Source organism: Streptomyces sindenensis (genome assembly GCF_014649035.1).
In the GTDB taxonomy this organism is placed as follows: Bacteria; Actinomycetota; Actinomycetes; order Streptomycetales; family Streptomycetaceae; genus Streptomyces; species Streptomyces sindenensis.
Window position 1 is genome coordinate 107581 of record NZ_BMSG01000019.1, and the last position, 23367, is coordinate 130947.

General features: G+C 71.0%; 25 protein-coding genes. 21 read left to right on the forward strand and 4 right to left on the reverse strand.

Features of this window, described 5'->3' with window-relative positions; translation table 11 throughout:
• Positions 1-125: 125 nt before the first annotated feature.
• Positions 126-1469: a class II 3-deoxy-7-phosphoheptulonate synthase gene (locus IE145_RS21045; protein ID WP_189527008.1), complete on the forward strand. Its 1344-nt coding sequence runs from the start codon at positions 126-128 to the stop codon at positions 1467-1469.
• On the opposite strand, the gene IE145_RS33450 is transcribed toward IE145_RS21045, so the two are convergent.
• A complete protein-coding gene (locus IE145_RS33450) occupies positions 1415-2212 on the reverse strand; it encodes a response regulator transcription factor (RefSeq protein WP_229825712.1) in 798 nt (265 codons plus the stop codon). The two genes, IE145_RS21045 and IE145_RS33450, sit on opposite strands and share 55 nt — an antisense overlap.
• Before the next feature lie 132 nt (positions 2213-2344).
• On the reverse strand, positions 2345-3073 hold the full coding sequence (locus IE145_RS21055; RefSeq protein ID WP_189527009.1) for a response regulator transcription factor: 729 nt from the start codon (positions 3071-3073) through the stop codon (positions 2345-2347).
• Positions 3074-3417: 344 nt separating this feature from the next.
• On the opposite strand from IE145_RS21055, the gene dhaL reads away from it, so the two are divergent.
• Positions 3418-4059 (forward strand): dihydroxyacetone kinase subunit DhaL, encoded by a 642-nt coding sequence (dhaL, locus tag IE145_RS21060; RefSeq protein WP_189527010.1) that lies wholly within the window; start codon positions 3418-3420, stop codon positions 4057-4059.
• Positions 4060-4115: 56 nt separating this feature from the next.
• Here dhaL and IE145_RS21065 read toward each other — a convergent pair whose 3' ends face one another.
• Positions 4116-4649, reverse strand: coding sequence for a CGNR zinc finger domain-containing protein (locus IE145_RS21065; protein ID WP_189527011.1), 534 nt, complete (start codon positions 4647-4649; stop codon positions 4116-4118).
• A 100-nt stretch (positions 4650-4749) separates the two neighbouring features.
• Here IE145_RS21065 and IE145_RS21070 point away from each other — a divergent pair, with 100 nt between their 5' ends.
• The gene (locus IE145_RS21070; RefSeq protein WP_189527012.1) at positions 4750-5655 is read left to right on the forward strand and encodes a DMT family transporter; all 906 of its coding nucleotides are present in this window, start codon (positions 4750-4752) and stop codon (positions 5653-5655) included.
• Between the two features lie 112 nt (positions 5656-5767).
• A complete protein-coding gene (gene gap / locus IE145_RS21075) occupies positions 5768-6772 on the forward strand; it encodes a type I glyceraldehyde-3-phosphate dehydrogenase (protein ID WP_189527013.1) in 1005 nt (334 codons plus the stop codon).
• 70 nt (positions 6773-6842) lie between these two features.
• Here the strand turns inward: gap and IE145_RS21080 are convergent, their stop codons facing one another.
• The gene (locus tag IE145_RS21080; RefSeq protein ID WP_308427828.1) at positions 6843-7688 is read right to left on the reverse strand and encodes an IclR family transcriptional regulator; all 846 of its coding nucleotides are present in this window, start codon (positions 7686-7688) and stop codon (positions 6843-6845) included.
• A gap of 74 nt (positions 7689-7762) precedes the next feature.
• On the opposite strand from IE145_RS21080, the gene IE145_RS21085 reads away from it, so the two are divergent.
• The 17 genes from IE145_RS21085 (at position 7763) to IE145_RS21165 (ending at position 23317) form a co-directional block, all read left to right on the forward strand.
• Positions 7763-8977: an NAD(P)/FAD-dependent oxidoreductase gene (locus IE145_RS21085; RefSeq protein ID WP_189527015.1), complete on the forward strand. Its 1215-nt coding sequence runs from the start codon at positions 7763-7765 to the stop codon at positions 8975-8977.
• Positions 8978-9254: 277 nt separating this feature from the next.
• Complete coding sequence (locus IE145_RS21090) at positions 9255-10193, forward strand: TauD/TfdA family dioxygenase (protein WP_229825713.1); 939 nt, start codon at positions 9255-9257, stop codon at positions 10191-10193.
• A 40-nt stretch (positions 10194-10233) separates the two neighbouring features.
• Positions 10234-10626, forward strand: a complete 393-nt coding sequence (locus tag IE145_RS21095; RefSeq protein WP_189527016.1) for a cupin domain-containing protein — start codon at positions 10234-10236, stop codon at positions 10624-10626.
• Between the two features lie 77 nt (positions 10627-10703).
• Positions 10704-11873 (forward strand): LeuA family protein, encoded by a 1170-nt coding sequence (locus IE145_RS21100; RefSeq protein WP_189527017.1) that lies wholly within the window; start codon positions 10704-10706, stop codon positions 11871-11873.
• A 13-nt stretch (positions 11874-11886) separates the two neighbouring features.
• Positions 11887-12219 carry a Dabb family protein gene (locus tag IE145_RS21105; RefSeq protein WP_189527018.1) on the forward strand — a complete coding sequence of 111 codons (333 nt, stop codon included), beginning with the start codon at positions 11887-11889 and terminating at the stop codon, positions 12217-12219.
• A gap of 82 nt (positions 12220-12301) precedes the next feature.
• The gene (locus IE145_RS21110) at positions 12302-13717 is read left to right on the forward strand and encodes a phenylacetate--CoA ligase family protein (protein ID WP_189527019.1); all 1416 of its coding nucleotides are present in this window, start codon (positions 12302-12304) and stop codon (positions 13715-13717) included.
• Positions 13714-14667: a branched-chain amino acid transaminase gene (locus IE145_RS21115; protein ID WP_189527020.1), complete on the forward strand. Its 954-nt coding sequence runs from the start codon at positions 13714-13716 to the stop codon at positions 14665-14667. Before IE145_RS21110 ends, IE145_RS21115 begins: the two co-directional genes overlap by 4 nt.
• Before the next feature lie 44 nt (positions 14668-14711).
• Positions 14712-15326, forward strand: a complete 615-nt coding sequence (locus tag IE145_RS21120) for a prephenate dehydratase domain-containing protein (RefSeq protein ID WP_229825715.1) — start codon at positions 14712-14714, stop codon at positions 15324-15326.
• A gap of 1 nt (position 15327) precedes the next feature.
• The gene (gene leuC / locus IE145_RS21125; RefSeq protein ID WP_189527021.1) at positions 15328-16725 is read left to right on the forward strand and encodes a 3-isopropylmalate dehydratase large subunit; all 1398 of its coding nucleotides are present in this window, start codon (positions 15328-15330) and stop codon (positions 16723-16725) included.
• The gene (locus tag IE145_RS21130) at positions 16722-17312 is read left to right on the forward strand and encodes a 3-isopropylmalate dehydratase small subunit (RefSeq protein ID WP_189527022.1); all 591 of its coding nucleotides are present in this window, start codon (positions 16722-16724) and stop codon (positions 17310-17312) included. Before leuC ends, IE145_RS21130 begins: the two co-directional genes overlap by 4 nt.
• A 63-nt stretch (positions 17313-17375) precedes the next feature.
• On the forward strand, positions 17376-17759 hold the full coding sequence (locus IE145_RS21135; RefSeq protein WP_189527023.1) for a RidA family protein: 384 nt from the start codon (positions 17376-17378) through the stop codon (positions 17757-17759).
• Positions 17760-17809: 50 nt separating this feature from the next.
• The gene (locus IE145_RS21140) at positions 17810-18067 is read left to right on the forward strand and encodes a chorismate mutase (RefSeq protein ID WP_189527024.1); all 258 of its coding nucleotides are present in this window, start codon (positions 17810-17812) and stop codon (positions 18065-18067) included.
• Entirely contained in the window at positions 18064-19929 is a 1866-nt protein-coding gene (locus tag IE145_RS21145; protein ID WP_189527025.1) for an FAD/NAD(P)-binding protein, read from the forward strand. The genes IE145_RS21140 and IE145_RS21145 overlap by 4 nt, the downstream gene beginning before the upstream one ends.
• A 2-nt stretch (positions 19930-19931) precedes the next feature.
• On the forward strand, positions 19932-20528 hold the full coding sequence (locus tag IE145_RS21150; RefSeq protein ID WP_189527026.1) for a cysteine hydrolase family protein: 597 nt from the start codon (positions 19932-19934) through the stop codon (positions 20526-20528).
• Positions 20525-21727 (forward strand): pyridoxal phosphate-dependent aminotransferase, encoded by a 1203-nt coding sequence (locus IE145_RS21155; protein ID WP_189527027.1) that lies wholly within the window; start codon positions 20525-20527, stop codon positions 21725-21727. The genes IE145_RS21150 and IE145_RS21155 overlap by 4 nt, the downstream gene beginning before the upstream one ends.
• A gap of 274 nt (positions 21728-22001) precedes the next feature.
• Positions 22002-22169, forward strand: coding sequence for a hypothetical protein (locus tag IE145_RS21160; protein WP_189527028.1), 168 nt, complete (start codon positions 22002-22004; stop codon positions 22167-22169).
• 146 nt (positions 22170-22315) lie between these two features.
• Positions 22316-23317: a helix-turn-helix domain-containing protein gene (locus tag IE145_RS21165; RefSeq protein ID WP_189527029.1), complete on the forward strand. Its 1002-nt coding sequence runs from the start codon at positions 22316-22318 to the stop codon at positions 23315-23317.
• The last annotated feature ends 50 nt before the right edge of the window (positions 23318-23367 follow it).

Genomic DNA, 23367 nt, shown 5'->3' on the forward strand with positions numbered 1-23367 from the left:
AGGGAAAACTCGTCCGTGCGCCGATGCGGGTACCACGCGGCCGCTGCTTGGATCAGCCTGTCAACCGCGATCCTGTTGGTTCCGAGGAAGGAAGTGGCGGTAGTCGTCTACCGCACATTCCGAACATGACAAAAAATGAACCCGTCCGCGATTCCTGGCGTGCCAAACCCGCCGCCCAGCAGCCTTCTTGGCCGGATTCCGAGGCCCTGACCTCCGTTCTCACCGATCTGTCGACCGCGGTCCCGCTGGTCTTCGCGGGCGAGTGCGACCAGTTGCGTACGCGCATGGCGGCCGTCGCGAGGGGGGAGGCATTTCTCCTCCAGGGCGGCGACTGCGCGGAGAGTTTCGCCGCCGTCTCGGCCGACAACATCCGTAACACGCTCAAGACGATTCTCCAGATGGCCGTGGTGCTGACCTATGCGGGATCGGTGCCCGTGGTCAAGGTCGGCCGCATGGGCGGCCAGTATTCCAAGCCGCGGTCCCAGGACACCGAGACCCGGAACGGGGTGACCCTTCCGGTCTACCGCGGCGATTCGGTCAACGGCCCGGATTTCACGGCCGCTTCCCGCACGCCCGACCCCGAGCGGCTGCGGCGCATGTACAACGCGTCCGCCGCCACGCTGAACCTCGTGCGCGCCTTCACCGCCGGCGGATACGCGGCACTGGACCAGGTCCACGCCTGGAATCAGGACTTCGTGGCGCTGTCCGCCAGCGGCGAGCGCTATGAGCGGCTGGCCCGGGAGATCGACCGGGCCCTGGCCTTCATGAAGGCGTGCGGGGCGCATCCCGACGCCCTGGACGACGTCGAGTTCTACTCCAGCCACGAGGCCCTGATCCTCGACTACGAGGCAGCCCTGACCCGGGTGGACTCGCGCGGCGGTGACCTCTACGACACCTCCGCCCATATGCTCTGGATCGGCGAGCGCACCCGTCAACTCGACGGAGCGCACGTCGCGTTCGCCTCGACGGTACGCAACCCCATCGCGGTGAAGCTCGGCCCCGGCGTGTCGGCGGACGAGGTCCTCGCGCTGATCGACAAGCTCGATCCGGACCGCGAGCCGGGCCGGCTCAGCTTCATCACCAGGATGGGCGCGGAGAAGGTCCGCGACGCGCTGCCCCCTCTCGTGGAGAAGGTCAGCGCGAGCGGTGCCCAGGTCGCCTGGATCTGCGACCCGATGCACGGCAACACCTTCAAGACCGCCGGCGGATACAAGACGCGCAGCCTCGACGCGATGCTCGACGAGGTCAGAGGCTTCTTCGAGACCCATCGCTCGCTGGGCACCCACCCGGGCGGCATCCATGTGGAGTTGACCGGCAGCGACGTGACCGAGTGCGTGGGCGGTGGCGACGAGGTGCACGTCGACCAGCTCCCCCTGCGCTACGAGACGGTCTGCGACCCCCGGCTCAATCGCCGTCAGTCGCTGGATCTGGCCTTCCTCGTGGCGGAGATGTACCGGGGAGAGCAGTGAGACCGGCCCGGGACGCGGGCTGACCCCGAGGGTGGCTCCGCGTCCCGGGCCATGAACTCCCGTACGGCCAGGACGGCCTGGACCCGGTTGCGGGCACCGAGCTTGGTCAGGGCGTTGGACACATGGCTCTTCACCGTGGTCGGCGAGATCCGCAGCTGGTCGGCCACCTCGGACGTGGTCCGGCTCTCGGCGAGCAGCCACAGGACCTGGCGCTCCCGCGGGGACAGCGATTCGACCAGCCGGGTCATGGGCGGTTCGCCGGGCCGCTCCCGCGTCGCCGACGCGTCCCATCCCGCCTCGCGTCGCATCACGCGCCGGTGGATCTGCGGCGAGATCACCGAGAGTCCGGCGCTCACGGCCCGGACCGCTCCCACCAGGTTCGGCATCGCGGCCTCCTTCAGCAGGCACCCCGTGACGCCTGCGGCCAGCGCGGAGTCCAGCAGCCGGCCGGACCAGCTGCTGCTGACGAGCAGGACGCGTTTGCCGTGACGCGCGGTCAGTTCGGCGACGAACGCCGGGATGTCCTGGCCGGGGCCGATGGAGACGATGACGGCCTCGGCGTGTGCGGCCATGTCGACCGCGTCGTCGTCCTCCGGGTCGTCCGCGGAGACGACCTCCATCTGGTCGTCACGTTCGAGGATCGCGGTCAGGACGTGGCGCGATATCGGATCCTGTTCGATCAGCAGGACCCTCACCCTGAGTCCTGTGCTGCGTTCACGCTCGATCAACTCGATACCAGCCATGGCGGCCTCCCCCTAGGTCGTACTGCCAGGGGTGCTGCCCCTGGCAGAGCTCGAGCACGCTGCGATCATCCATGCCCGGGCGGACCCCGTCATCCGCCGATGGACGAGGAGGGGGAGGGGCCCTGTTCGCCGTCAGCCGGCCATGGCGGAGCGGTGGCCGCCCAGCACCGTCTCCGCGGCGCGTTCGCACGAGCGCTGGAACAGCAGGACGGCTTCAAGGCGGTTGCGGGCGCCCAGCTTGGTGAGGACGTGGGAGACATGGCTCTTGACCGTGGCGGGCGAGACGCGCAGCCGGGCCGCGGTCTCGGCTGTCGACATGCCCTCGGCCAGATTCCTCAGCACCTCCTGCTCGCGGGAGGTGAGCGTGGGCAGCAGTTCCTCGGCTCCGTCGGCCTGGCAGCCCGAAGGGGCGGGCGGGCGCTGGACATAGAGGGCGCGCAACTCCGGAGAGAGGACGGTGTGTCCGGAGGCGACCGCGCGGACGGCGGCCGCGACTCCGGCCGGCCCGAGGTCCTTCGCCAGGCAGCCGGTGGCGCCGGCCGCGAAGGCGGCGTCGAGACGGTACTTGTTCCAGTCGGTGCCGATGAGCAGCACGCGCGCCTCGCGCGAGGCCAGGAGGCGCACCCGGTCCATGGTGTTCTCGTGCGGGGCGGACACCAGCACCACCACATCGGCGCCGCCCAAGGGCCACTGGTGCAGGGGCTGTTGACTGCCGATGGCGGCCACCACATCGAGGTGCCCCGATCTGCGCAGGACACGGGTGAGGACATGGCGCGATGCCGGGTCGCCGTCCGCCACCAGGACCCGCACCTTTTCGTCGGTGGGCCGGCCGGCGCCGAGAAGATCACGCTCCAGAGACATGGGTACGCCCTTCACGAGGATGCTCGGTTGACGGACGGGAGCCTAGTTCTCGGAATCTTGTTCAGCAATGCTGAATAGAGTTCAGGTGCACGCAGGCTCTCGCCACGCATGCCAGCCCTTCCGGCAATTCTGGCTGAAAATTATCGGAGAGCGCCCGGATTTAATCCCTGAGAAGCCGTTTGGCTTTCTCTTTACTCGGCGGCCCGTTGTTCGCGCCGGAGTGACGCACTAGAGTAAACGACCGGTCTGATTCCAGCCATTCACATGAACATCCCGCGGTGTCGCTTGACAATGTGGTCGAGGGGCGGCGTTCCCCCACCACCGTCGCAAGTGAAGGAAACCGTGTGGACAGAGCGCTTGCTCAATCCTGGCTCCTGGCTTTCGAAGAGGCAGCCCTTGCAGAGAAAGACCGTCTGACCACCCTGGACTCGGCCATAGGCGACGGGGATCATGGAGTCAACCTCCACCGAGGGCTCTCCCGCGTTCGCCGATGGCTGGAATCGGGCGAAATTCCGGATGCTCCCGGCGAAGTGCTGCGGGAATCGGGAGCGCTGATCAGAGCCCATGTCGGAGGGGCCTCCGGGGTGCTGTACGGCGGCGCCTTCACCGCGATGGGAACCGCACTGCCGGTGACCGGGGCCGACGCCGCGCAGTTCGGGGACGCGCTCGCGGCCGGGCTCGACGCGATCGTCCGGCTGGGCGCCGCGGCACCGGGCGACAAGACGATGGTGGACGCCTTCACCCCGGCGCTGACGGCCTTCCGTTCCGTCCGGGCGGGGAATCTCGGCGCAGCCGTGTCGGCAGCGGCGTCGGCCGCCGCGGCCGGGGCCTGGTCCACGATCCCGATGCAGGCGCGCAAGGGGCGGGCGTCCTACCTCGGGCATCGCAGCGTCGGGCACATGGACCCGGGCGCCGCGTCCACCACGCTCCTCTTCCGGTCACTGGCCCGGGTGGCGGCCCCGGCTTCCGCCAGGACCGCCCGGTGAAGCCGGCGTACGTACGGGAAGACGGCCCGCACGCCCGGCGGCTCCACCGGGACCGCTCAGGCGTGGCGCGCGCGGTACATGGCCGCCTTGGCGCGGTTGCCGCACCGGGTCATGTCGCACCACCGCCGCGAGCCGCGGTGCGAGCGGTCGACATAGAGGCGTGTGCAGCGCGGCGCGGAGCACTCCTTCACCGGGTGGGCCGACTGGAGGAGCAGTTCCACGGCGTCCCGGGCCACTACTGAAAGGGCGGCGTCGACCTCGCCGTGGCGCTTCACCGCGCCGTCCGGCAGCAGTTCGACGCGGGCCGGATTGGGGGCCGCGGCGAGGTTCACCACGGCGCAGTCCTCCGGGACGTACGGAGAGCCGGAGGCCGAGGCGAGAAACAGGCGGTAGACGGCTTCCCGCAGATCCACCGCCGCCTCCAGGTCGGTGTGCGTCGCCGTCGGCGGGTCGTCGAGAACCCCCGAGGCGGCGCACCAGGCGGACAGATCGGCCGATGTGGTCAGGAGGTCCAGCGGGGCATCGCGTCGGGCCTGCACCGTTCCGACGAAGTCAAGGGCCACGCTGCCACTGACAAATGCGAAGTTCATGCCGTCAGGGTAACCACATTGACTGGTTGATCCACAGCTCGGTAGGGTTCCAGCGAACCTGTCTGTACGGTTACTTTTCCCCGTGGGAGGCGTCTCCGCCATGCAACGCGACGATCTGAAGACTGCTCCGGCGGAGCAGCCCACCGCCGCCCCGCCGCCGCCCTGGGCCACAGCTGCGGTCCCGGCCGTCTTCGTGGTCCTGTGGAGCAGCGCGTTCATCGCGGCCGTGCTCGGCACCGACGCGGCACCGCCCCTCCTGCTGACGTTCGCCCGCTTCGCGATCGCCGGCGTCCTGCTCGCGGTGATCGCCGGGGTGAGCGGATCGTCCTGGCCGCGGGGGCGGCTGCTCCTGCATGTCGTCGTCGTCGGCCTCCTGATGCAGGCGGTGCAGTTCGGCGCCTTCTACACGGCCATCGGCGCGGGGCTGCCCGGGGGCGTCGTGGCGCTGATCCAGGGGTTCAACCCCGTGCTGATCGCCCTGCTGGCCGGCATGTTCCTGGGCGAGAAGATCACCGGACGCCAGTGGCTGGGCTTCGTCATCGGTGGCGCCGGGGTGCTGCTCGCGGTCGGCGGAGCGCTGCACTTCTCCGTCAGCGCGATCGTGCTGTCCTTCATCGGACTCCTCGGGCTGAGTGTGGGCACCGTCTATCAGAAGCGGTTCACCCCGGGAGCCGACGTCCGCAGCAGCACGGCCGTGCACTTCCTCGCCAGCGCCCCGGTGATGGGAATCCTGACCCTGACGCTGGAGGATCCCGAGGTCACCGACTGGGGCGCGTTCGGCGGATCGCTGGCCTGGATCGTCCTCATCAATTCCGTGGGCACGTTCCTGCTGCTCAATTTCATGCTCAAGAAGCAGGCCGCGAACCGGGTGGGCACGCTCTTCTTCCTCACCCCCGCCGTCACGGCCCTGCTCGCCTGGCTGATCATCGGCCAGACGCTCAACCTTTCCGCGATCTTCGGGCTGGTTCTCGGCGGTGTCGGAGTTCTGCTCGCGGCACGCAAATAGAACCGGCCGCTTCTCCGGATCCGGCTGCTTCCCCGAATTCTGTCTCGATTTCGGTTCCCGCACGATGCGTCCGGTCATGACGCATTCGGCCACAGAGAGAAAAGAGAAAGACATGAGCACCAAGGTCGCCATCAACGGGTTCGGCCGCATCGGCCGCGGATTCCTGCGAGCCGCGCTCACCGGGGGAACCGACCTCGACGTCGTGGCGGTGAACGACCTCACGGACGCGGCGACGCTCGCGCATCTGCTCTCCTACGACAGCACCATGGGCCGGCTCGACGCCCAGGTCGAGGCCGACGGCGACTCCCTGGTCATCGACGGCCGGAAGATCGCGGTCCACGCGGAGCGCGACCCGGGCAAGCTGCCCTGGGGCGAGCTGGGCGTCGACGTCGTGGTCGAGTCGACCGGCATCTTCACCGACGGCACCAAGGCCAGGGCGCACCTCGAGGCCGGCGCGCGGAAGGTCCTCATCTCGGCCCCCGCGACGAACGAGGACATCACCCTCGCGTACGGAATCAACCACCAGGACTACGACCCGGCGGCCCACCACATCGTCTCCAACGCCTCGTGCACCACGAACTGCCTGGCGCCCCTCGCCAAGGTGCTGCACGAGGGAGTCGGCCTGGAACACGGCCTGATGACCACCGTGCACGCGTACACACAGGACCAGAACCTCCAGGACGGGCCGCACAAGGACCCGCGCCGGGCCCGTTCGGCCGCCCTCAACATCGTGCCCACGTCGACCGGTGCGGCCAAGGCCATCGGCGCCGTGCTGCCCGAGCTGAACGGCAGGCTGGCCGGTCTGTCCCTGCGCGTACCGGTCCCGGTCGGGTCGCTGACCGACCTGTCGGCGTACACCTCCCGGCCGACGACCGTCGAAGAGATCAACGGGCTGTTCGCCGACGCGGCGGCCGGTCCGCTGGCCGGCGTCCTGCGCCACACGGACGCCCCCCTGGTCTCCACCGACATCGTCGGCGACCCCGCGTCCTGCATCTTCGACTCGAAGCTGACGACGGTCACCGGCGACGGACGCCACGTCAAGATCTTCGGCTGGTACGACAACGAGTCCGGCTTCTCGCACCGGCTGGTCGACGTCGCACGCCTGCTGGGTTCCTGAGGCACGGACCGTGCGGGCAGCGCCCCGCCCCGGGACGGCGTCAAGCCGTCCCGGGGCGGGGCGCTTCGCCCTACGGGGCCGGCGGGGCGGAGTTCTCGGGCCGGGCCTGCCAGGCGACGCCCCGGCCCGCTCCGAGCTCGCGGGAGAGCAGGGTCGCGACCTCGCGCACGGACACCGCGTACTGCTGACGGTCGTCCGCCAGCAGCCGTTCGACCGGGCCGACGATGCCGATGGCGCCCGCCAGATACCCGTGCCGCTCGAACACCGGTGAGGCGATCGCGGCTTCGCCCAGCACGCTTTCCTGGTCCTCCTGGGCGTAGCCGACCCGGCGCACCTCTTCCAGCTGGGCCGAGAGCGTGCCGGGGTCCGCGACACTCTGTCCGGTCAGCCTGGCCAACTCGCCCTGGAGCAGGGCTTCCTGCTCCTGCTGCGGCAGAAAGGCCACGATCGCCTTGCCGAGCGCGCAGGTGTTCCAGGGAATGCTGGCGCCGAGTTCCAGGATCTGTACGCCGCTCCCCCGCCGGAGCACGTGATGCACGACGAGGACGTACCGGTCGTTGTCCAGTACGGCGACCCAGACGGCTTCGCCGGTGCGTTCGGCGAGGGCGTCGGCCCAGGGAAGGGTGCGCGACCGGAGTTCCTGGGTCTCCAGGTACGCGTTGCCGAGGCGGAGCAGGCCGGAACCGAGGAGATACTTGTTGGTCTCCCTTTCCTGGCGTACCAGCCCCTCCGCTTCCAGGGTGCGCAGCAGCGCGTGCACGGTCGGTTTTGATACCCCGATCCGAGCCGCGAGTTCCGTGACACCCAGACGAGGACCGGCGGTGGCCAGCTCTCGTAGAATGTGCACCGCACGCTGAACAGATTGCACCATTGCTTCACTCGCAATCGGTATTGCCGAACGATGTTCGCGAAACATAGCATCACTGCCGCCAAAATTGATCCACACCCGCACGGCGGGTATATCGAAGTGGATACCGAGGACGGAGAGTCATGGCTACGGAAGAGATCCTGGTCGTCGGCGCCGGAGTGGTGGGGGCCTCGGTGGCCCATCACCTCGCCGAGCTGGGACACGACCGGGTGACGGTGCTGGATGCCCGTGACCGGGCCACCCTGCCCGGATCCACGGGGCTCGCACCCGGGTTCGTCGGGCAGCTCAGCGCCACCGAGGAACTGGCCGTGCTGGCGAAGGACAGCGTCGCCACCTACCTGGAGCTCTCGCGCACCGCGCCCGTGCCGGTCTTCCGGCAGGTCGGCTGCCTGGAGATCGCGACCGGCCCCGACCGTCTGGAGCAGTCCCACCGCGACGTCGAGCACGGCCGGGCCCTCGGCATCGGGGCGCGGGTGATCGGCGCGGCCGAAGCCGCCGCGCTGGCACCGGAGTTGGTCGACGCGGAGAAGGCCCTGGGGGCGCTGTACATCCCGGCCGACGGGGCCGCGGATCCGGCGGCGCTCACCCATGCCCTGGTCGACGCCGCCGAGCGCGGTGGGGTCCGCTTCCACTGGAACACGGCGGTACGCGGGCTGGAGATCGAGCGCGGCGCGGTGGTCGGCGTCCGGGCGGGCGAGGACGCCCGACTGATCCCGGCCGACCGGGTCGTGCTCGCCACCGGCATCTGGGGCCCGGTCCTGGCGGCGCAGGCGGGGGTGCGGCTCCCCATGGTCGACGTCCAGCACCCCTATGTGTTCACCGCCGAACTGCCCGGGCTCGACGACACCCCGCTGGACACCCCGATCGTCCGCTACCCGGACCAGGCGGTCTACACCCGCCGCCACGGCCGCCGGTACGGGCTGGGCAGCTACGCCCACACCGCACTGCCCCTCACCCCGGGCCCGGAGCTGGCCTCCGCCGAACTCCCCTTCCCCGAGGCGGAGTTCGGTACAGCGATCGAAGAGGCCCTCGCTCTGGTGCCGGCCTTCCGGCAGGCGCCCCTGGGGCGCAGGCTCAACGGGGTCTTCGCTCTCACCCCCGACGAACTGCCCCTCGTGGGACCGGCCGCCGGGGTGCCCGGTCTGTGGTTCGCGGAGGCCTCCTGGGTCACCCACGCCGGTGGGGTGGGCCGGCAGATCGCGAACATGCTGCTGGGCACCGGCGACGCCCTTCTCGACCCCGACCGGCTCTCCCCCGGCCGCTTCGACTCCTGGAGCGGCGAGAAGATCCACGAGACCGCCCTCGGCCACTACCGGGGCATCTACGACGCCCACTGACACCCGCCCCCGAGCGGGGGCATGACAAAGAAGGCGCGGACCACCCCGGCTGGGGCGGTCAGCGCCTTCTTTGCCATGCCCCCGGGCCACCCGTGCCCGTACGCACATCCTCCATAGGTGGAGGCCGGTCTCGACCGTCAGCCGATGTGGGGAATGCGGCAGGTTGCTTGAATAACCGTGCCCCATCAAGCGATTCCGGGAGTCGGTTTTGGAAGCCCTGCTCGTTCTGACGGACAGTGAACGCTCGCAGCTCATTGAAAGGCTGGAAACCGTCGAGGTGAGTCCCTACGAGGACTATCTCGCATTCAGTGACCGCGTCTCCAAGCTCGTGATCGACGGCGGAGTTCCCGAAAGGCTGCTCCGCGCCGCCGACCGGATCAGGGAGGAACGTTCCTCGGGCGTTTCGGAGGCGCATGTCCTGCGGAACTGCCCGGTCGACGAAGACCTTCCGGACATCGGCAACGAGGACCCCTCCGCCGAGAAGAAGAGCCGGAAGGTCACGTTCATCGGCGAGGGATTCCTGGAGCTGCTGGCCCAGATCACCCGGACCCCGCTGCTCTCCTACGCCAACCGGTTCGGCGGGGACTTCTTCATCGACGTCGTCGCCATCAACAAGTATCTGGGACAGCAGACGGGTTACAACGGCGGCGAAGTCGTGTTCCACAACGACCGCACGGCCCACCCCGTCCGGGCCGACTACATCACGCTGCTGGGCATGCGCTGCCCGCCCGACGACCTGGTCTACACCGGCTTCGTCGCCGGGCGGCGGCTCCTGGCCGAGCTGTCGGCCGAGACCCAGCAGGTGCTCCGCGAACCCTACTTCGTCACCCCGTTCGACGTGGTCTCCCGCGACGCCAACACCGAACTCGACAGCACGCCGTCGCACCCGATCCTCAGCGGGGTCTCCTCGCTGCGCTACCTCGACACCCACACCACGGCCGCCGATGACGCGCCCGTCGAGGCCAAGGACGCCCTGCTGGCGCTGAAGAACGCGCTGACCCGGGTGCCCAAGCAGCGGCACCGCATGCAGCAGGGCGACGTGCTCACGTTCGCCAACCAGAGCGCCCTGCACAACCGGGAGCAGATCGAGGTCCAGGACCCCACGCGTGCGCTCGGCCGGTGGCTGCTCAAGACGTACGCCTTCTCCGACCAGGCCGCCGCCGACACGCACCGGGACGCCTGGATCGACGGCATCCCCGGCAAGGTCGGCGACTGAAACCCCGCTCCGCCCCAGAACCGGAAGTAGAAGGATGAGCATGTCGGAACAGAACGGCACGAACGCGCTTCCCCAGCTGTACGGAGGCATACCGGGGAAATCGTTCGGCCCCATGGATTACGAGTTCCAGCCGCTGATGCGCGACGGGCGCGTCGGCGTGGAAATGCATTCGCTGTACTCGACGCGGGAAACCGGCGCGGACGGTCCGGCAGCGGCCATCGTCCGCTACATGCCGAACGGGAAAGCCCAGCCGCACCGGCATCCCGGATACGAGATCATCTGGATTCTCGAGGGTGAGATCGAGACCGACGACGGGGTTTATCCGGCGGGCAGCCTGCTGGTCATGCCACCGGACAGCGTTCACACCCCGCGCAGTCCGAAGGGCGCCGTCGGATTCGTCGTATGGGAGCAGCCGGTGCGGCCGGTCGACTGAACGGTCCGCGCGCATCAGGACGGCAGGAGTTCCAGGGAGCGCCCCGACGGCTCTCCTCGATCCAAGGAGTCCGAGAAATGACCAGGAAAGAACCGCGGCGCATCGAGATATTCGACACGACGCTGCGCGACGGAGAACAGGCCCCCGCCAACGCCATGTCCTCCCAGGACAAACTCGATCTGGCTCTGCGGATCGAAGCGCTGGGCGTGGACATCATCGAGGCCGGATTCCCGGCGTCCTCGTCCAACGACTTCGACGCCACCCAGGCGGTGTCCGCGGCGCTCTCCCGGGCCCGGGTGGCCACCCTCTCCCGGGCCCGCCGGGACGACGTCGAGACGGCGGTGCAGGCGGCGGGCGGCCGCAACCACGTACTCCAGATCATGGGCACCGGCAGCGACATCCACCTGGAGCACAAGCTCGGCATCACCCGGCAGCAGGCGATCGAGGACGCCGTCGACGCCGCGCGGTTCGCCGCCTCCCTCGGGGTGGAGACCGTGGCCGTGGGCATCGAGGACGCCACCCGCGGCGACCTCGGCTATCTGCAGCAGCTCACCGAGCGGGCGGTGGAGGCCGGGGCCCGCTACATCCCCGTCGCCGACACCTCCGGCTGCGCGTCCCCCGCGGAGTTCGGCGACCTCATCGCCCGGATCCGGTCGTGGGCGCCCGCCCCGGTGCGCATCGGTGTGCACTGCCACAACGACTTCGGTGTCGCGACCGCCAACGCCATCGCGGGGCTGGAGGCCGGTGCCGACGACGTCCAGGTCACGGTCGGCGGCATCGGCGAACGCGCCGGCAACACCGCCATGGAGGAGGTCTGCGCCTTCCTCGCCTACAAGGGCGAGCGGATCGGCCTGTACTCCACGGCCGACCTGGCGGGCATCTACAGCGTCTACAACCGGCTGCGCGAGATCATCCGGCTGGAGGAGCCCCGGAACAAGGCGATCTTCGGCAAGTACGCGTTCGGCACGGCGGCGGGGATCCACCAGGCGGGCATGCTCCGCAACCCGGCGACGTACGAGTACGTCGAGCCGGCCCGGTTCGGCAGGGAGCGCAGCCTGCTGATCAGCCGGCACTCCGGCCGGGCGGTGCTGCGCCACCTTCTGGGCGAGCTGGGGCTGGAGATCGACAAGGCCGAACTGGACGAGATCTACCGCCGGTACATCTTCGAGCGCGCCGAGAGCGACTGCGAGGACATCTCCGTCCTCCGCGAGCGTCTGGCGGCCGACCTCGCTCCCGTACCCGGCTGACCGGGGCACGGAGATGATCAGCCACATCGTCTGTTTCCGCTTCCTTCCGGGCGTCACCTGGGACGACCCCCGGGCGGTGGAGGCCGAACGCATCTCGCGCGGGCACCCCGAGCACATCCCGGAGATCCGGTCCTGGTCGGTCGGCCGCAACACCACTCCCCGCGAGGCGGCCCACGACTTCGCCGTCATCGGGCTGTTCACGGACCGGGCCGCGCTGGAGAGGTACCAGAGCCACCCGGACCACCAGCGCGGAGTGCGGGCCTGGAAGGAGCTGAGCACCTGGGTGGTGGTCGATCTCGACCGGTCCGAGGGCGCGCTGCTCGGCGAGCCCGGCCGGGCCGGATGAATCGGGGCGGTCCGGGCCCGCGCCGGGACCGCCTTCCACAGATGCTCGCCGACCTCCATGACAACCGATCGAAAGGACACCGGTGTTCACCCTCTTCAGGCCGGAACTCGCGGCCTACGCCCAGAGCACCCTGGCCGAGCAGCGACGGCTCCACGACGGCGGCTGGCAGCCCGGGGAACTGCACTCGCTCCAGATGGAGCGGGCGGCGGAGACCATCCGTTACGCCCGGGCGAACTCAGCTTTCTACGCCGCCCGGTTGAGCGGCGTGACGGTGCCGGCGGCCGGGCCGGTCAGCCCCCAGGACTTCGCCTCGGTGCCGTTCACGACCAAGGACGATCTGCGGGCGGATCTGTTCGACGTCATGTCGCAGCCCATCGACCGGGCCTGGGTCTACTACGAGACGACCGGAACGACCGGCCGGGCCACCCCGTGCCCCCGTGACGAGCGGGACTCCATCGTCAACAACACGGCCCTGACCCTGGCGTACGAGAAGATCTTCGCCCAGCACGGCGAGCGTCACGTCGTCGCGGTCATGGGGCCCACCGAACTCCACTCGACCGGAGACACCTTCGGCGACGTACTGCGCAACCTGGGCCACACCGTCGTCAAGATGTGGCCGCACTCGCCGGTCGTCGGCTTCCCGCGCGCGCTGGCGCTCCTCGAACAGCTCGGCGTCACCGCGATCGTCTGCACCCCCGGCATGGCCATCTCGCTGGCCAAGGCGGCCCGCGCGGCGGGAATCGACCTCCACGGCCGCCTGAGCGTCCGGCTCATCCTCACCCTCGGGGAACTCACCTCGCCCGCCATGCTCGAGAACCTGGGCGCGCTGTGGTCGGCCGCCGTCTACAACTGCATGTACGCCTCCCAGGAAGCGTCGATCATGGCCGCCTGCCACGCCGACGGCCGGCTGCACACCGTTCCCCTGAACAACCTCATCGAGGTGATCGACCCCGACACCGGGCGGGCGGTCGAGGCGGTGGGCGGAGTACGGGAGGGCGAGCTCGTCGTCACCCACCTCTACCGGGGGGCCAAGCCCCTCGTGCGGTACCGCACCGGCGACCTGGTGCGGCTCTTCGCGGAGCCCGGTTCGGTCTCCGAGGTGATGCAGCCGATCGGCCGGACCCGGGACGCGCTGCACCTCGCCAGACGGCGGGTGACCGCGTTCGACCTCGAACAGACGCTCTTCACCCATATCCGCGGTGTCATCGACTACTTCCTCCTCATCGACGAGGCCGACGGCCAGGACCTCGTCACCGTCAACCTCGAACCCGTCGACGAGGCGGCCGGGGCCGCCATCGACCGCGTGGCGATCCGGCGGGCCGTCGCGGACGCCTTCCACGTCGCCTGCGAGGTCGTGCTCGGCTCCATGGACGCCATCACCAGCACGGGCGCGATGGTCAGCTGGAAGGCCGCGCGCATCCACGACCGGCGCGGCTCCGGCGCGGAGCCCGAGCGGGCGGCCGCCCTGGCGATCGCCGCGGGGCGTGGCACGCGATGACCACGACCGCCGTGGCCTCGCCCCGGTTCGCCTTCCACGACGGGGAGTTCGTCCGCGCCGACACCGTCGGCCTGCCCGTGAGCACCCAGGCCCTGCACTACGGGACCGGTGTCTTCGAGGGCATCCGTGCCTACGCCCGGGAAGACACGGCCGGTCTGTCGGTCTTCCGGCTCCGTGAGCACCTGGAACGCCTGGAGCGCTCCGCCGGCGCGCTGCGGATCCGGCTGCCGCTGACCGTGGACGACCTGAGCGGCGTCGTCCTGGACCTGCTGCGGCGCAACGGCTGCGACGGCGACACCTACATCCGCCCGCTCGCCTACAAGCTGGCGCTCGAACCGGGCACCCCCTTCGGCGTCCGGCTGAGCGGGGTCTCCGCGCAGTTCACGCTCACCACGGTGCGGATGGGGCCCTACGTCCCGAGCGAGGGTCTGGCCTGCAAGGTCAGCAGCTTCCGGCGCGTGCCGTCCGTCAGCATCCCGTCGGCGGCCAAGATCACCGGCACGTACGCCAACAACGCCCTGGCCGTGGAGGAGGCGTACGCCGACGGCTGCGACGACGCGCTGATGCTCGGTCTCGACGGCAACCTCACCGAGGCGAGCACGTCCAACGTCTTCGTCGTCGGCCGGGACGGCCGCATCGCGACCCCGCCCGTCACCGCCGACATCCTGCCCGGCATCACCCGGGCCACGGTGATCGAACTGCTGGCACGGGAGTTCGGCCTGCCGGTCGCGGAACGGCCGGTGGGGCGGGCCGAACTGGACGAGGCCCAGGAGGTGTTCACCACCGGTACGGGTGTCGAGGTCTGCCCCGTCACCTCGATCGACCACCGCCCGGTGGGCACGGGCCGGGCTGGGGACCTGACCCGGCGACTCGGCGATGTCTACACCGAGGTGGTACGGGGACGGCGCCCCGCTTACGCCACCTGGCTCACTCCCGTGCCGCCCCGATGAACTCCCACGCCCCGCTCCCCGCAAGCACCGGTGGAAGGAAGACAGTGCAGCAACCGACAGACCAGAAATTCCTGGACATCTCCATGCCCACGACGGCGAGGGGCTGGAAGGTGGCCACCCTGGGGCCGGCCGGCACGAGCAGCGAACTGGCGGCCACGCACCTCATAGCGCGGCTCCCCGGTGACTCCGTCGAGCAGACCCCCGCGCTGTTCCACAGCTACGAAGCCGCGTCCAGAGCGGTGCTCCAGGGCTCGGCCGATCTGCTGGTGGTGGCCAACGCGTACGCCAACGTGTCCGAGTTCTACATGAACACGGAGCTGAGCCTGGTCGGCGCCTACCACTACCGGACCCCCCTGTACGGCATCGCGGTGGTGCCGGGCAGCACTCCCTCCGGGCCGGTCCGGATCGCCAGCCACCCCGCCCCCGTACCGCTGATCGAGCAGCTGCTGCCGGAGGGGATGAGCGTCAAGGAGACCGTCCTGACCGATTCCACCAGCGCGGCCGCGCTCGCCGCGCGGGCCGGCCGGGTGGAGGCGGCGCTCACCACCGCGCCGTCGGCCGAGCGGTACGGCCTCGCGTTCATCTCCGAGACCCGGCCCATCGACATGCTCTGGTCCGTCTTCCGGCTCACCCGGGCCGTCGAGCCGGTGGCGGCCTGAGATGGGCAGGACGCTCGCCGAGAAGATCTGGTCCCAGCACGTGGTGCGCCCGCTCGACGACGGCGCCGATCTGCTCTACGTCGACCTGCACGTCCTGCACGAGGTCAACACGCCCCGGGCCTTCGACGACTTGAGGGCGTCCGGCAGAAGAGTCCGCCGCCCCGACCGCACTCTCGCCGTCGAGGACCACAACACCCCGACCAGACAAGGCGCCCTGGAGGACCTGGCGGGGCGGCGGCAACGCGAGCTGATCCGCGCCAACTGCGCCGAGTTCGGCATCCCGCTCCACCGGCTGGGCGACGCGGACCAGGGGATCGTGCATGTCATCGTCCCCGAACTCGGCCTCGCCCAGCCGGGGATGACGATCGTCTGCTGCGACTCGCACACCTCGACGCTCGGCGCGCTGGGCGTGCTCGCCTTCGGCATCGGCACGGGCCAGGTCGAGCATGTCCTGGCCACCCAGACCCTGCCCGTGCACCGGCCGGGGGACCTCGCCGTCGAGGTCTCCGGGGCGTTGCCGGACGGGGCCACGGCGAAGGACCTGGCGCTGGCGCTGATCGCGCAGATCGGCACCGGGGGCGGGCAGGGCAGCATCATCGAATACCGCGGCGAGGCCGTCCGCGGGCTCTCCGTGGAAGGCCGGATGACGCTCTGCAACATGAGCATCGAAGCCGGTTCGCGGGCGGGCCTGGTGGCCGCCGACGACACGACGATCGACTACCTCCGCGGCCGGCTGGAGGCCCAGGGCCGGGCCGACGCGTTCGCCGAGGCGGAGCCGCGGTGGCGCGCGATGCGCAGCGACGACGACGCCCGGTTCGACGACGTCGTGCACATCGACGCCGCCGCCGTCGGCCCCCGGGTCTCCTGGGGGACCAACCCGGCGCAGAACCTGCTGATCGACGGGTCGATCCCCACCAGGTCGGACTTCGCCACCGAGGAAGAGTGGGCCTCGGCCCGGCGGTCCCTGGACTACATGGGGCTGCGCCCCGGCCAGGCCGTGCGGGACCTCTCGGTGAGCACCGTCTTCCTCGGCTCCTGCACCAACGGGCGGATCGAGGATCTGCGGGATGCCGCGGCCGTCCTCGCCGGGCGCCGGGTGGCCGACGGTGTGCACCTGCTGATCGTCCCGGGCTCGGCCGCCGTCCGGCGGCAGGCGCAGGCCGAGGGGCTGGACCAGGTGTTCGCCGAGGCCGGCGCCGACTTCCGCGAAGGCGCGGGCTGCTCGATGTGCTGCGCCCTCAACGAGGACCGCCTCGCCCCGGGCGAGCGGGCCGCGTCCACCAGCAACCGCAACTTCGAGGGGCGTCAGGGCAAACAGTCCAGGACCCACCTGGTCTCACCCCGTGTCGCGGCGGCCACGGCTGTCTCCGGCCGCCTCACCACTCCGGAGGACCTGTGAGCGAGCCCGCCCTCCGCAGGGGGACCGCGGTCCCCCTGCGCCGTGACGACGTGGACACCGACCAGCTCGCCCCGGCCCGTTTCGTCCCGTACTTCCGGCCGAACGGTTTCACGAACATCCTGTTCGCGGACTGGCGGGCGGACCCGGCGTTCGTCCTCAACCAGCCCGCCCACCAGGGTGCGACCGTCCTGATCGCCGGCCGCGACTTCGGCACCGGCTCCTCCCGCGAATCGGCCGTCTGGGCGCTCCAGAGCGCGGGGTTCGAGGTGATCGTCGCCAGCCGCTTCGGCGACATCTTCCGGGGCAACGCCACCATGCGGGGCCTGTGGACGGCCGAGGTCGACCACGAGGTGATCGAGCGGCTGTGGGCCGCGGTCGAAGCCGATCCCTGGCTGCCCGTCACCGTCGATCTGGCGGCCCGGCGGCTGACCTGCGGAGAGGTGGAGAGCCCGGTGCGGATCGCCGAGCCGCTGCTCCGCCGGCTGCTGGAGCCGGGAGACCCGATCGCCGAGACGCTCGGCCGTCTCCCCGAGATCGAGGCGTACGAATCGGCCGCCGCCGGGCAGCGCCGGTCCGGACCGGTCTGACAGCGGCCGGCCCGGCGCCGATGCCCCGAACCCCTTCCCGTATCTCTCCGGAAAAGGTCATTGATGCTCAGCGAGACGTTCTCCGCGCCCGGCGCTCCGGCCCCGGCCGCACGCTACTCACCCGTCGTACGCCGCGGACCGCTGCTGGCGGTCTCGGGCCAGGTCCCGTTCGTCCCCGGCCGGCTCGACGGGCCCGTGCCGGGCTTCCGTGAGCAGGCCCGCGCCGTGTTCACCCACCTCCAGGAGCTGCTCGGCACCGCCGGTGCCGGCGTCTCCGATGTGCTGATGGTCAGGATCTATCTGGCGCGCGAGGAAGACTTCGCGGCCATGAACGAGCTGTTCGACGAGGTGTTCGGCGAGGTCGCGCCGGCCCGCACGACGGTTTGGGTGCACCTGCCGGGGGGCCTGCTCGTCGAGGCCGACGTGCTGGCGGTGGTGGGCGCGTGAGCACGGGTGCGGGGTCCCTGACCGGCGGTGTCCGGGAGGGAGAGGGCGGTGTGAGTGGCGAGGCCACGGAATCCATCGCGGCCTGGCGGGCCGGGATCGACGCGCTCGACGAGAAGGTCATCGCGCTCCTGGAGGAGCGGATGGCGCTCTCCCGGCAGATCCAGCACAGCCGGATGCGCAACGGCGGCAGCCGGCTGGCCGCCGCCCGGGAGCGGCGGATCGTGCAGCGGTACGCCGACCGGCTCGGCGACGACGGGGCCCGCCTGGCCGCCCTCGTCCTCACGATGTCCCGAGGGGCCGCCGTATGAGCGCGCCGGCCAGGCTCGCGATCGTCGGGGGCGGCCCACGGGCCCTGAGCATCCTGGAGCGGCTCGCCGCCCGGGCGGCCGGGGTACCGGGGCCGGTGGAGATCCACCTCATCGACGCCGTACAGGTCGGCTGCGGCCGGATCTGGCGCACCGGTCAGCCGGACTGGTATCTGATGAACACGGTGGCCGGGGAGATCACCGCGTTCTCCGGACCGCCGGACACCGGGCCCGCCCGACCCGGAGCCGGGCCCTCGTTCGCCCAGTGGTGGGACATGACCGAACCGGGTCACGATCACGCGAACGACTACGCGCCGCGCGGCCTCTACGGGCGGTACCTGCTCTTCCTCCTCGACGCGATCGAACGGCACCTGCCCCCCTCCGTCACCCTGCACCGGCTCGTCGCCACCGTGACCGACCTGCGGAAAGAGGGAGAGGGCTACTGCCTCACCCTCGACGACGGGAGGGAGATCCGCGTCGACAGGGCGGCTCTGGCCACCGGTCACGCGCGGCCACGGCTGTCAGGACATCTGCGGGAGCTCCAGCGGTTCGCCGAGAGCGATCCGGCCCTGCGCTTCATCCCCGGCGGTTCGGCCGCCGACATGCCGCTGTCCGCTGTCGCACCGGGCAGCAAGGCCGGTGTGATCGGCATGGGACTCACGTTCTACGACGTGGTGGCGGCGCTCACGGTCGGGCGCGGCGGCCGGTTCACCGAGTCCCGGGACGGCCTGGTCTACCTGCCCAGCGGCAACGAGCCCTTCCTCGTCGCCGGTTCGCGCAGCGGCTTCCCGCAGCCGGCGCGCGGACGCAACCAGAAGCCCGGGGGGTTCCTGCACCGTCCGGTCTTCTTCACCGAGGAACTCGTCCGCGCCGCGTCGGGGTCCGAACGCCTCGACATGCGAAGGCATCTGACGCCCCGCCTGATGGCGGAGGTCGACTTCGTCCACTTCACGGCCGTGCTGCGGGAACGCTCGGGAGCGGCCACCGCCGAGGAGTTCGTCGCCCGGGTGCGGGCCGGGGGAGGCCGTTCCATCGCCGAACTGGCGCGCCACGCGGTCGACTTCGGCCTGGCCGGGCTGCCCGGCCTCGACTTCGACACCCTGGCGCTGCCGTTCGCCGGGCGGACGTTCGCCGACCGGGCCGCATTCGACAAGGAACTGCTCGCCGCCGTGGACGCCGACGTACGCGAGGCGGAACGGGGCAACGTGGACTCCCCGGTCAAGGCCGGTCTGGACGTCCTGCGCAGCCTGCGCTGGATCATCCGGGAGCTCACCGACTTCGGTGGCCTGAAGCCGAGTTCGCACCGGGACGACCTGATCGACTGGTACGCCCCGCGCAGCGCCTTCCTCGCGGCGGGGCCGCCCCTGGTCAGGCTGCGCGAGACGCGTGCCCTGATCGAAGCCGGGGTGCTCCGCGTCATCGGTCCGCAGGCCCGGTTCGCGGCGGATGCCGGGGCGGGAAGGTTCACCGTCACCTCGCCGCAGGTCGGGGGCGCCCGTGAGGAGGTCGAGACCGTCATCGACGCCCGGATCCCGGCGGTCGACGTCCGTGCCGACACCTCCGCGCTGACCCGTGCGCTGCTGCGCCGCGGACTGTGGAGCGAGTTCGTCAACGGCGGGGAATTCCCCACCGGCGGCCTCGCGGTGTCCCGGTCGCCGTTCCATCCGGTCCGCTCCGACGGCCGCCCGGAACCCGGACTCCATGTGCTCGGCATTCCCACCGAGCACTCCCGCTACTTCACCCAGGTCGTCGCGACCGGCCCCGCGGGCTGGAGCGAGTTCATGCGCGACGCGGACGACGTCGCGGCGCACCTGCTGCGGCCCGCCGACCTGAACACCCCCCGACCCCTGGCGATACGAGGTTGAAGATGTCCCGCTCAGCACTGCTCGTCCTCGACATGGTCAACGAACTCGTCCACCCCGACGGGCACTACGCGCACGTGTGCCGGGAGGAGGTGGCGCGCCGCAACGTGATCGAACGTACGGCTCAGGCCGTGGCGCGGGCCCGCTCCCGGAACATCCCCGTCATCTACGTCGTCCTCGGCTACAGCAGCCATTACGAGGACTGGCCTCCCGCGTCGGACCTGTTCGGGCCGCCCGACCCCGAGCGCCGCTTCACCCTCGGCAGCTGGGGGACCCAGGTGCACGAGAGGCTGACGCCCGAGCCCGGTGAGAACGTCGTGGTGAAGCAGCGGGTGAGCCCCTTCTACGGCACGAACCTCGAATCGCTGCTCAGGTCCCGGAAGATCGGGACGCTTCTGCTCACCGGGGTCGCCACCGATCTGGTCGTGCTGATGACCGCCCGGGAGGCGCACGACCGCGATTTCGCCGTCGAGGTGCTGGAGGACGCGACGGCCACGGGCGACCAGGAGCTTCAGGACGCGGCGCTGCTCATGCTCGCCCGTACCGCCGAGGTGAGCAGCGTCGAGCGGGCGCTGCCCACGGCCGGGCGGGTCGCCGCGTGAGGGCCGGGCCCCCGCCGGTCGCCGCTTCCATCGGGCGCTCACCCACCGTCGCCCTGCTCGACGAGGTCCAGCGGCAGAAGGCCCGGGGCGTCGACGTGCTCAACCTCAGCGGCGGCGAACCCGACTTCCCGACGCCCGCACACGTGGTGGACGCGGCGGTCGAGGCTCTGCGGTCCGGCCTCACGCACTACACGCCGAGTCGCGGCATCCCCCGGCTGCGCGAGGCGATCGCCGCCAAACTGCTGCGGGACAACGGGATCGTCGCCGACCCGGGCACCGACATCATCGTCACCCCTTCGGCCAAGCACGCCGCCTACATCGCCCTCGCGGGCGTCATCGGGCCCGGCGACGAGGTGCTGCTGCCGTCGCCGGCCTGGGTCAGCTATGCACCGATGATCACCCTGCTCGGCGGGCGCCCGGTCGATGTCCCTCTCGATCCCCGGGACAACTTCACCATCAGCGCGGAGCAGTTGGCGTCCGCCGTCACCCCGCGCACCCGAGCGATCCTGCTGAACTCGCCCAACAACCCGACGGGCCGCATGCTGACGGCCACCGAGGCCGACGCCGTCGCACGCGTCGCCGACCGGTACGACCTGGTCGTGCTCGCGGACGAGATCTACGAGTACATCCGCTACGGCGACCGGCCTCATCTCAGCCTGGCCGCCCGGCCGGGCTGCGAGGGCCGGACCCTGACCGTCAACGGCTTCTCCAAGAGTTACGCCATGACGGGCTGGCGGCTGGGCTATGTGACGGGCCCGGCCGCCGTGATGCGGGAGGTCGTGAAGGTCCAGGAGCACACCGTCGGCTGCGCCGCCTCGTTCGTCCAGCACGGCGCGCTCGCCGCACTCGCCGACGAAACCCGCGGCTGCGTCGAGGAGATGGTGGCCCGGTACGACGACCGGCGCCGACTCCTGGTCGCCGGGCTCAACAGGATCCCCGGCATCTCCTGCGCGGATCCCGAAGGGGCGTTCTACGTGCTGCCCGACGTCTCCGGCCTCGGATTCGGCTCGGCCCAGGAGTGCGCCGCCTGGCTGATCGACCGCACCGGAGTGGTCGTCACTCCCGGAAGCGCGTTCGGGCCGACCGCGGAACAGCACGTACGGCTCTCGTTCGCGGCGTCCACGGGCATCCTGACCACCGCAGTCGAACGCCTGGAGAACGCTCTGAGGCAGAGGGCACCCGGTCCGGCCGCGTCCTGAAGCCGCCGCCGCCACCGCGATAAACGGATGAACCCTCCGGTACGGAGGGCGAGGCTCCGGACGCCTTCTCGGACGATGGGGAACTTCTTCTCCGGCGATGGCGGCTTCGCCCACGGCGGCGCCTTGGCAGGGCCGTACGGCGCGGGCCGGGTGGCGTACATCGACGCGTACGACATCGCCGCCCGGCTCTCCCTGCCCGTCCGTGATCGGTCGCTCCGCTGGGGGGCGGCCGAGGGACTGCGGGCGCAGGGGCTGCCCCGCGCCCGGCTGGTTCGTGGACGACCTCCTGATGCTCTACGCGGAGCCGGCGGCCGGCGCGATGTCCGAGGTGACGACGGCGGTACGGGAGCTGACCGGGGGCGAGCCGCGCACGTTCGACGCGTTCCTGGCGCAGGCGCGGGAGATCCCCACGCCCGGCATATCCCGTGGCGGTGGCGGGTAGTGGCCTGTTCGCCGTCGGTGCGGGAAGAGGGCTGCTCCCCGCTCCCCGCCGGTGTTCGCACGGTGGGCAGCCGGCCGGGCCGCGGGTGCGGTGGCCGGCTGGGGTCCCGGGTGCGGCGGCCTGACTCGCCTTCCCCTGGAGCGTCCATGCTGCGGATCCACTTCACCCCCGAGGACCTGACGCGGGTCAGGGTGGCATCGGGCCCGGACTTCCTGTGGGAGATCACCAACAGCGTGCAGACCCTGCAACGGACGGACGGTGAAAGGGTGTTCGGCGCCTGGCGGCGCTGGGTGCGGCCCCGGCTCCCGGAGAGCCGCCGGCTGCTCTCCCCGCTCCTGCCGCCCCGCGGGTACTCCCCCGACTTCCTCACCCCCACGTCCGGCGACCGCACCACGCTCCGGGCCGCCGTCGACACCCTGCTCGCTACGCCCCGGCCCAGGCTGCGGGCGGAGCTGACCCGGCTGGCCGGGACGAGACGGCTGCCCGGCTGGGCCGCCGCCCTGGCCGAGGGCGACCCGGACGCGCTCGCACGGTTGGGCAAGGCGCTCCACGCCTACCAGGCGGAGGTGCTCGTACCGCACTGGCGGCACGTCCGCGCGGCCCTGGAGGCCGACCGGGCGCTGCGGACCCGGCATCTGATGGACGGCGGCACCGAGGCGCTGCTGGCAGGTCTCGGACCGGACGTCCGGTGGCGGCCGCCCGTGCTGGAGGTCACCTACCCGGTCGAACAGCATCTGCGGCTGAACGGGCGGGGCCTGGTGCTCCAGCCGTCGTTCTTCTGCTGGCCCACCCCGACCACCCTGGCGGACGGTGGCCTGCCGCCCGTCCTGGTGCACCCCATCCACCACTCGGCCGACTGGGCGGAGGGCGCGGGGGCCCCGGAACGGGCAGCGGGCCCGAGCTCTCTCGGCCGTCTCCTCGGGCAGACCCGCGCCGACCTGCTGCGGGCCACCCGCACGGGGTGCTCGACCGTGGAGGCGGCCCGGATGCTCCAGGTGACCCACCCGGCCGTCAGCCAGCACATGAACGTCTTGCGTGCGGCGGGCCTGACCACCACGGTCCGCACAGCCGGCCGTGCCTTTCACGTGGCGACCGCCGAGGGGCGTGCGCTGCTGGCTGCCGAGGACCGTCGGGCGGCGCGTGGGTAGGGCGGCGAACTCCCTCCCGTAAGCCTGGACTTACAGCGCTTGTGCCCGTC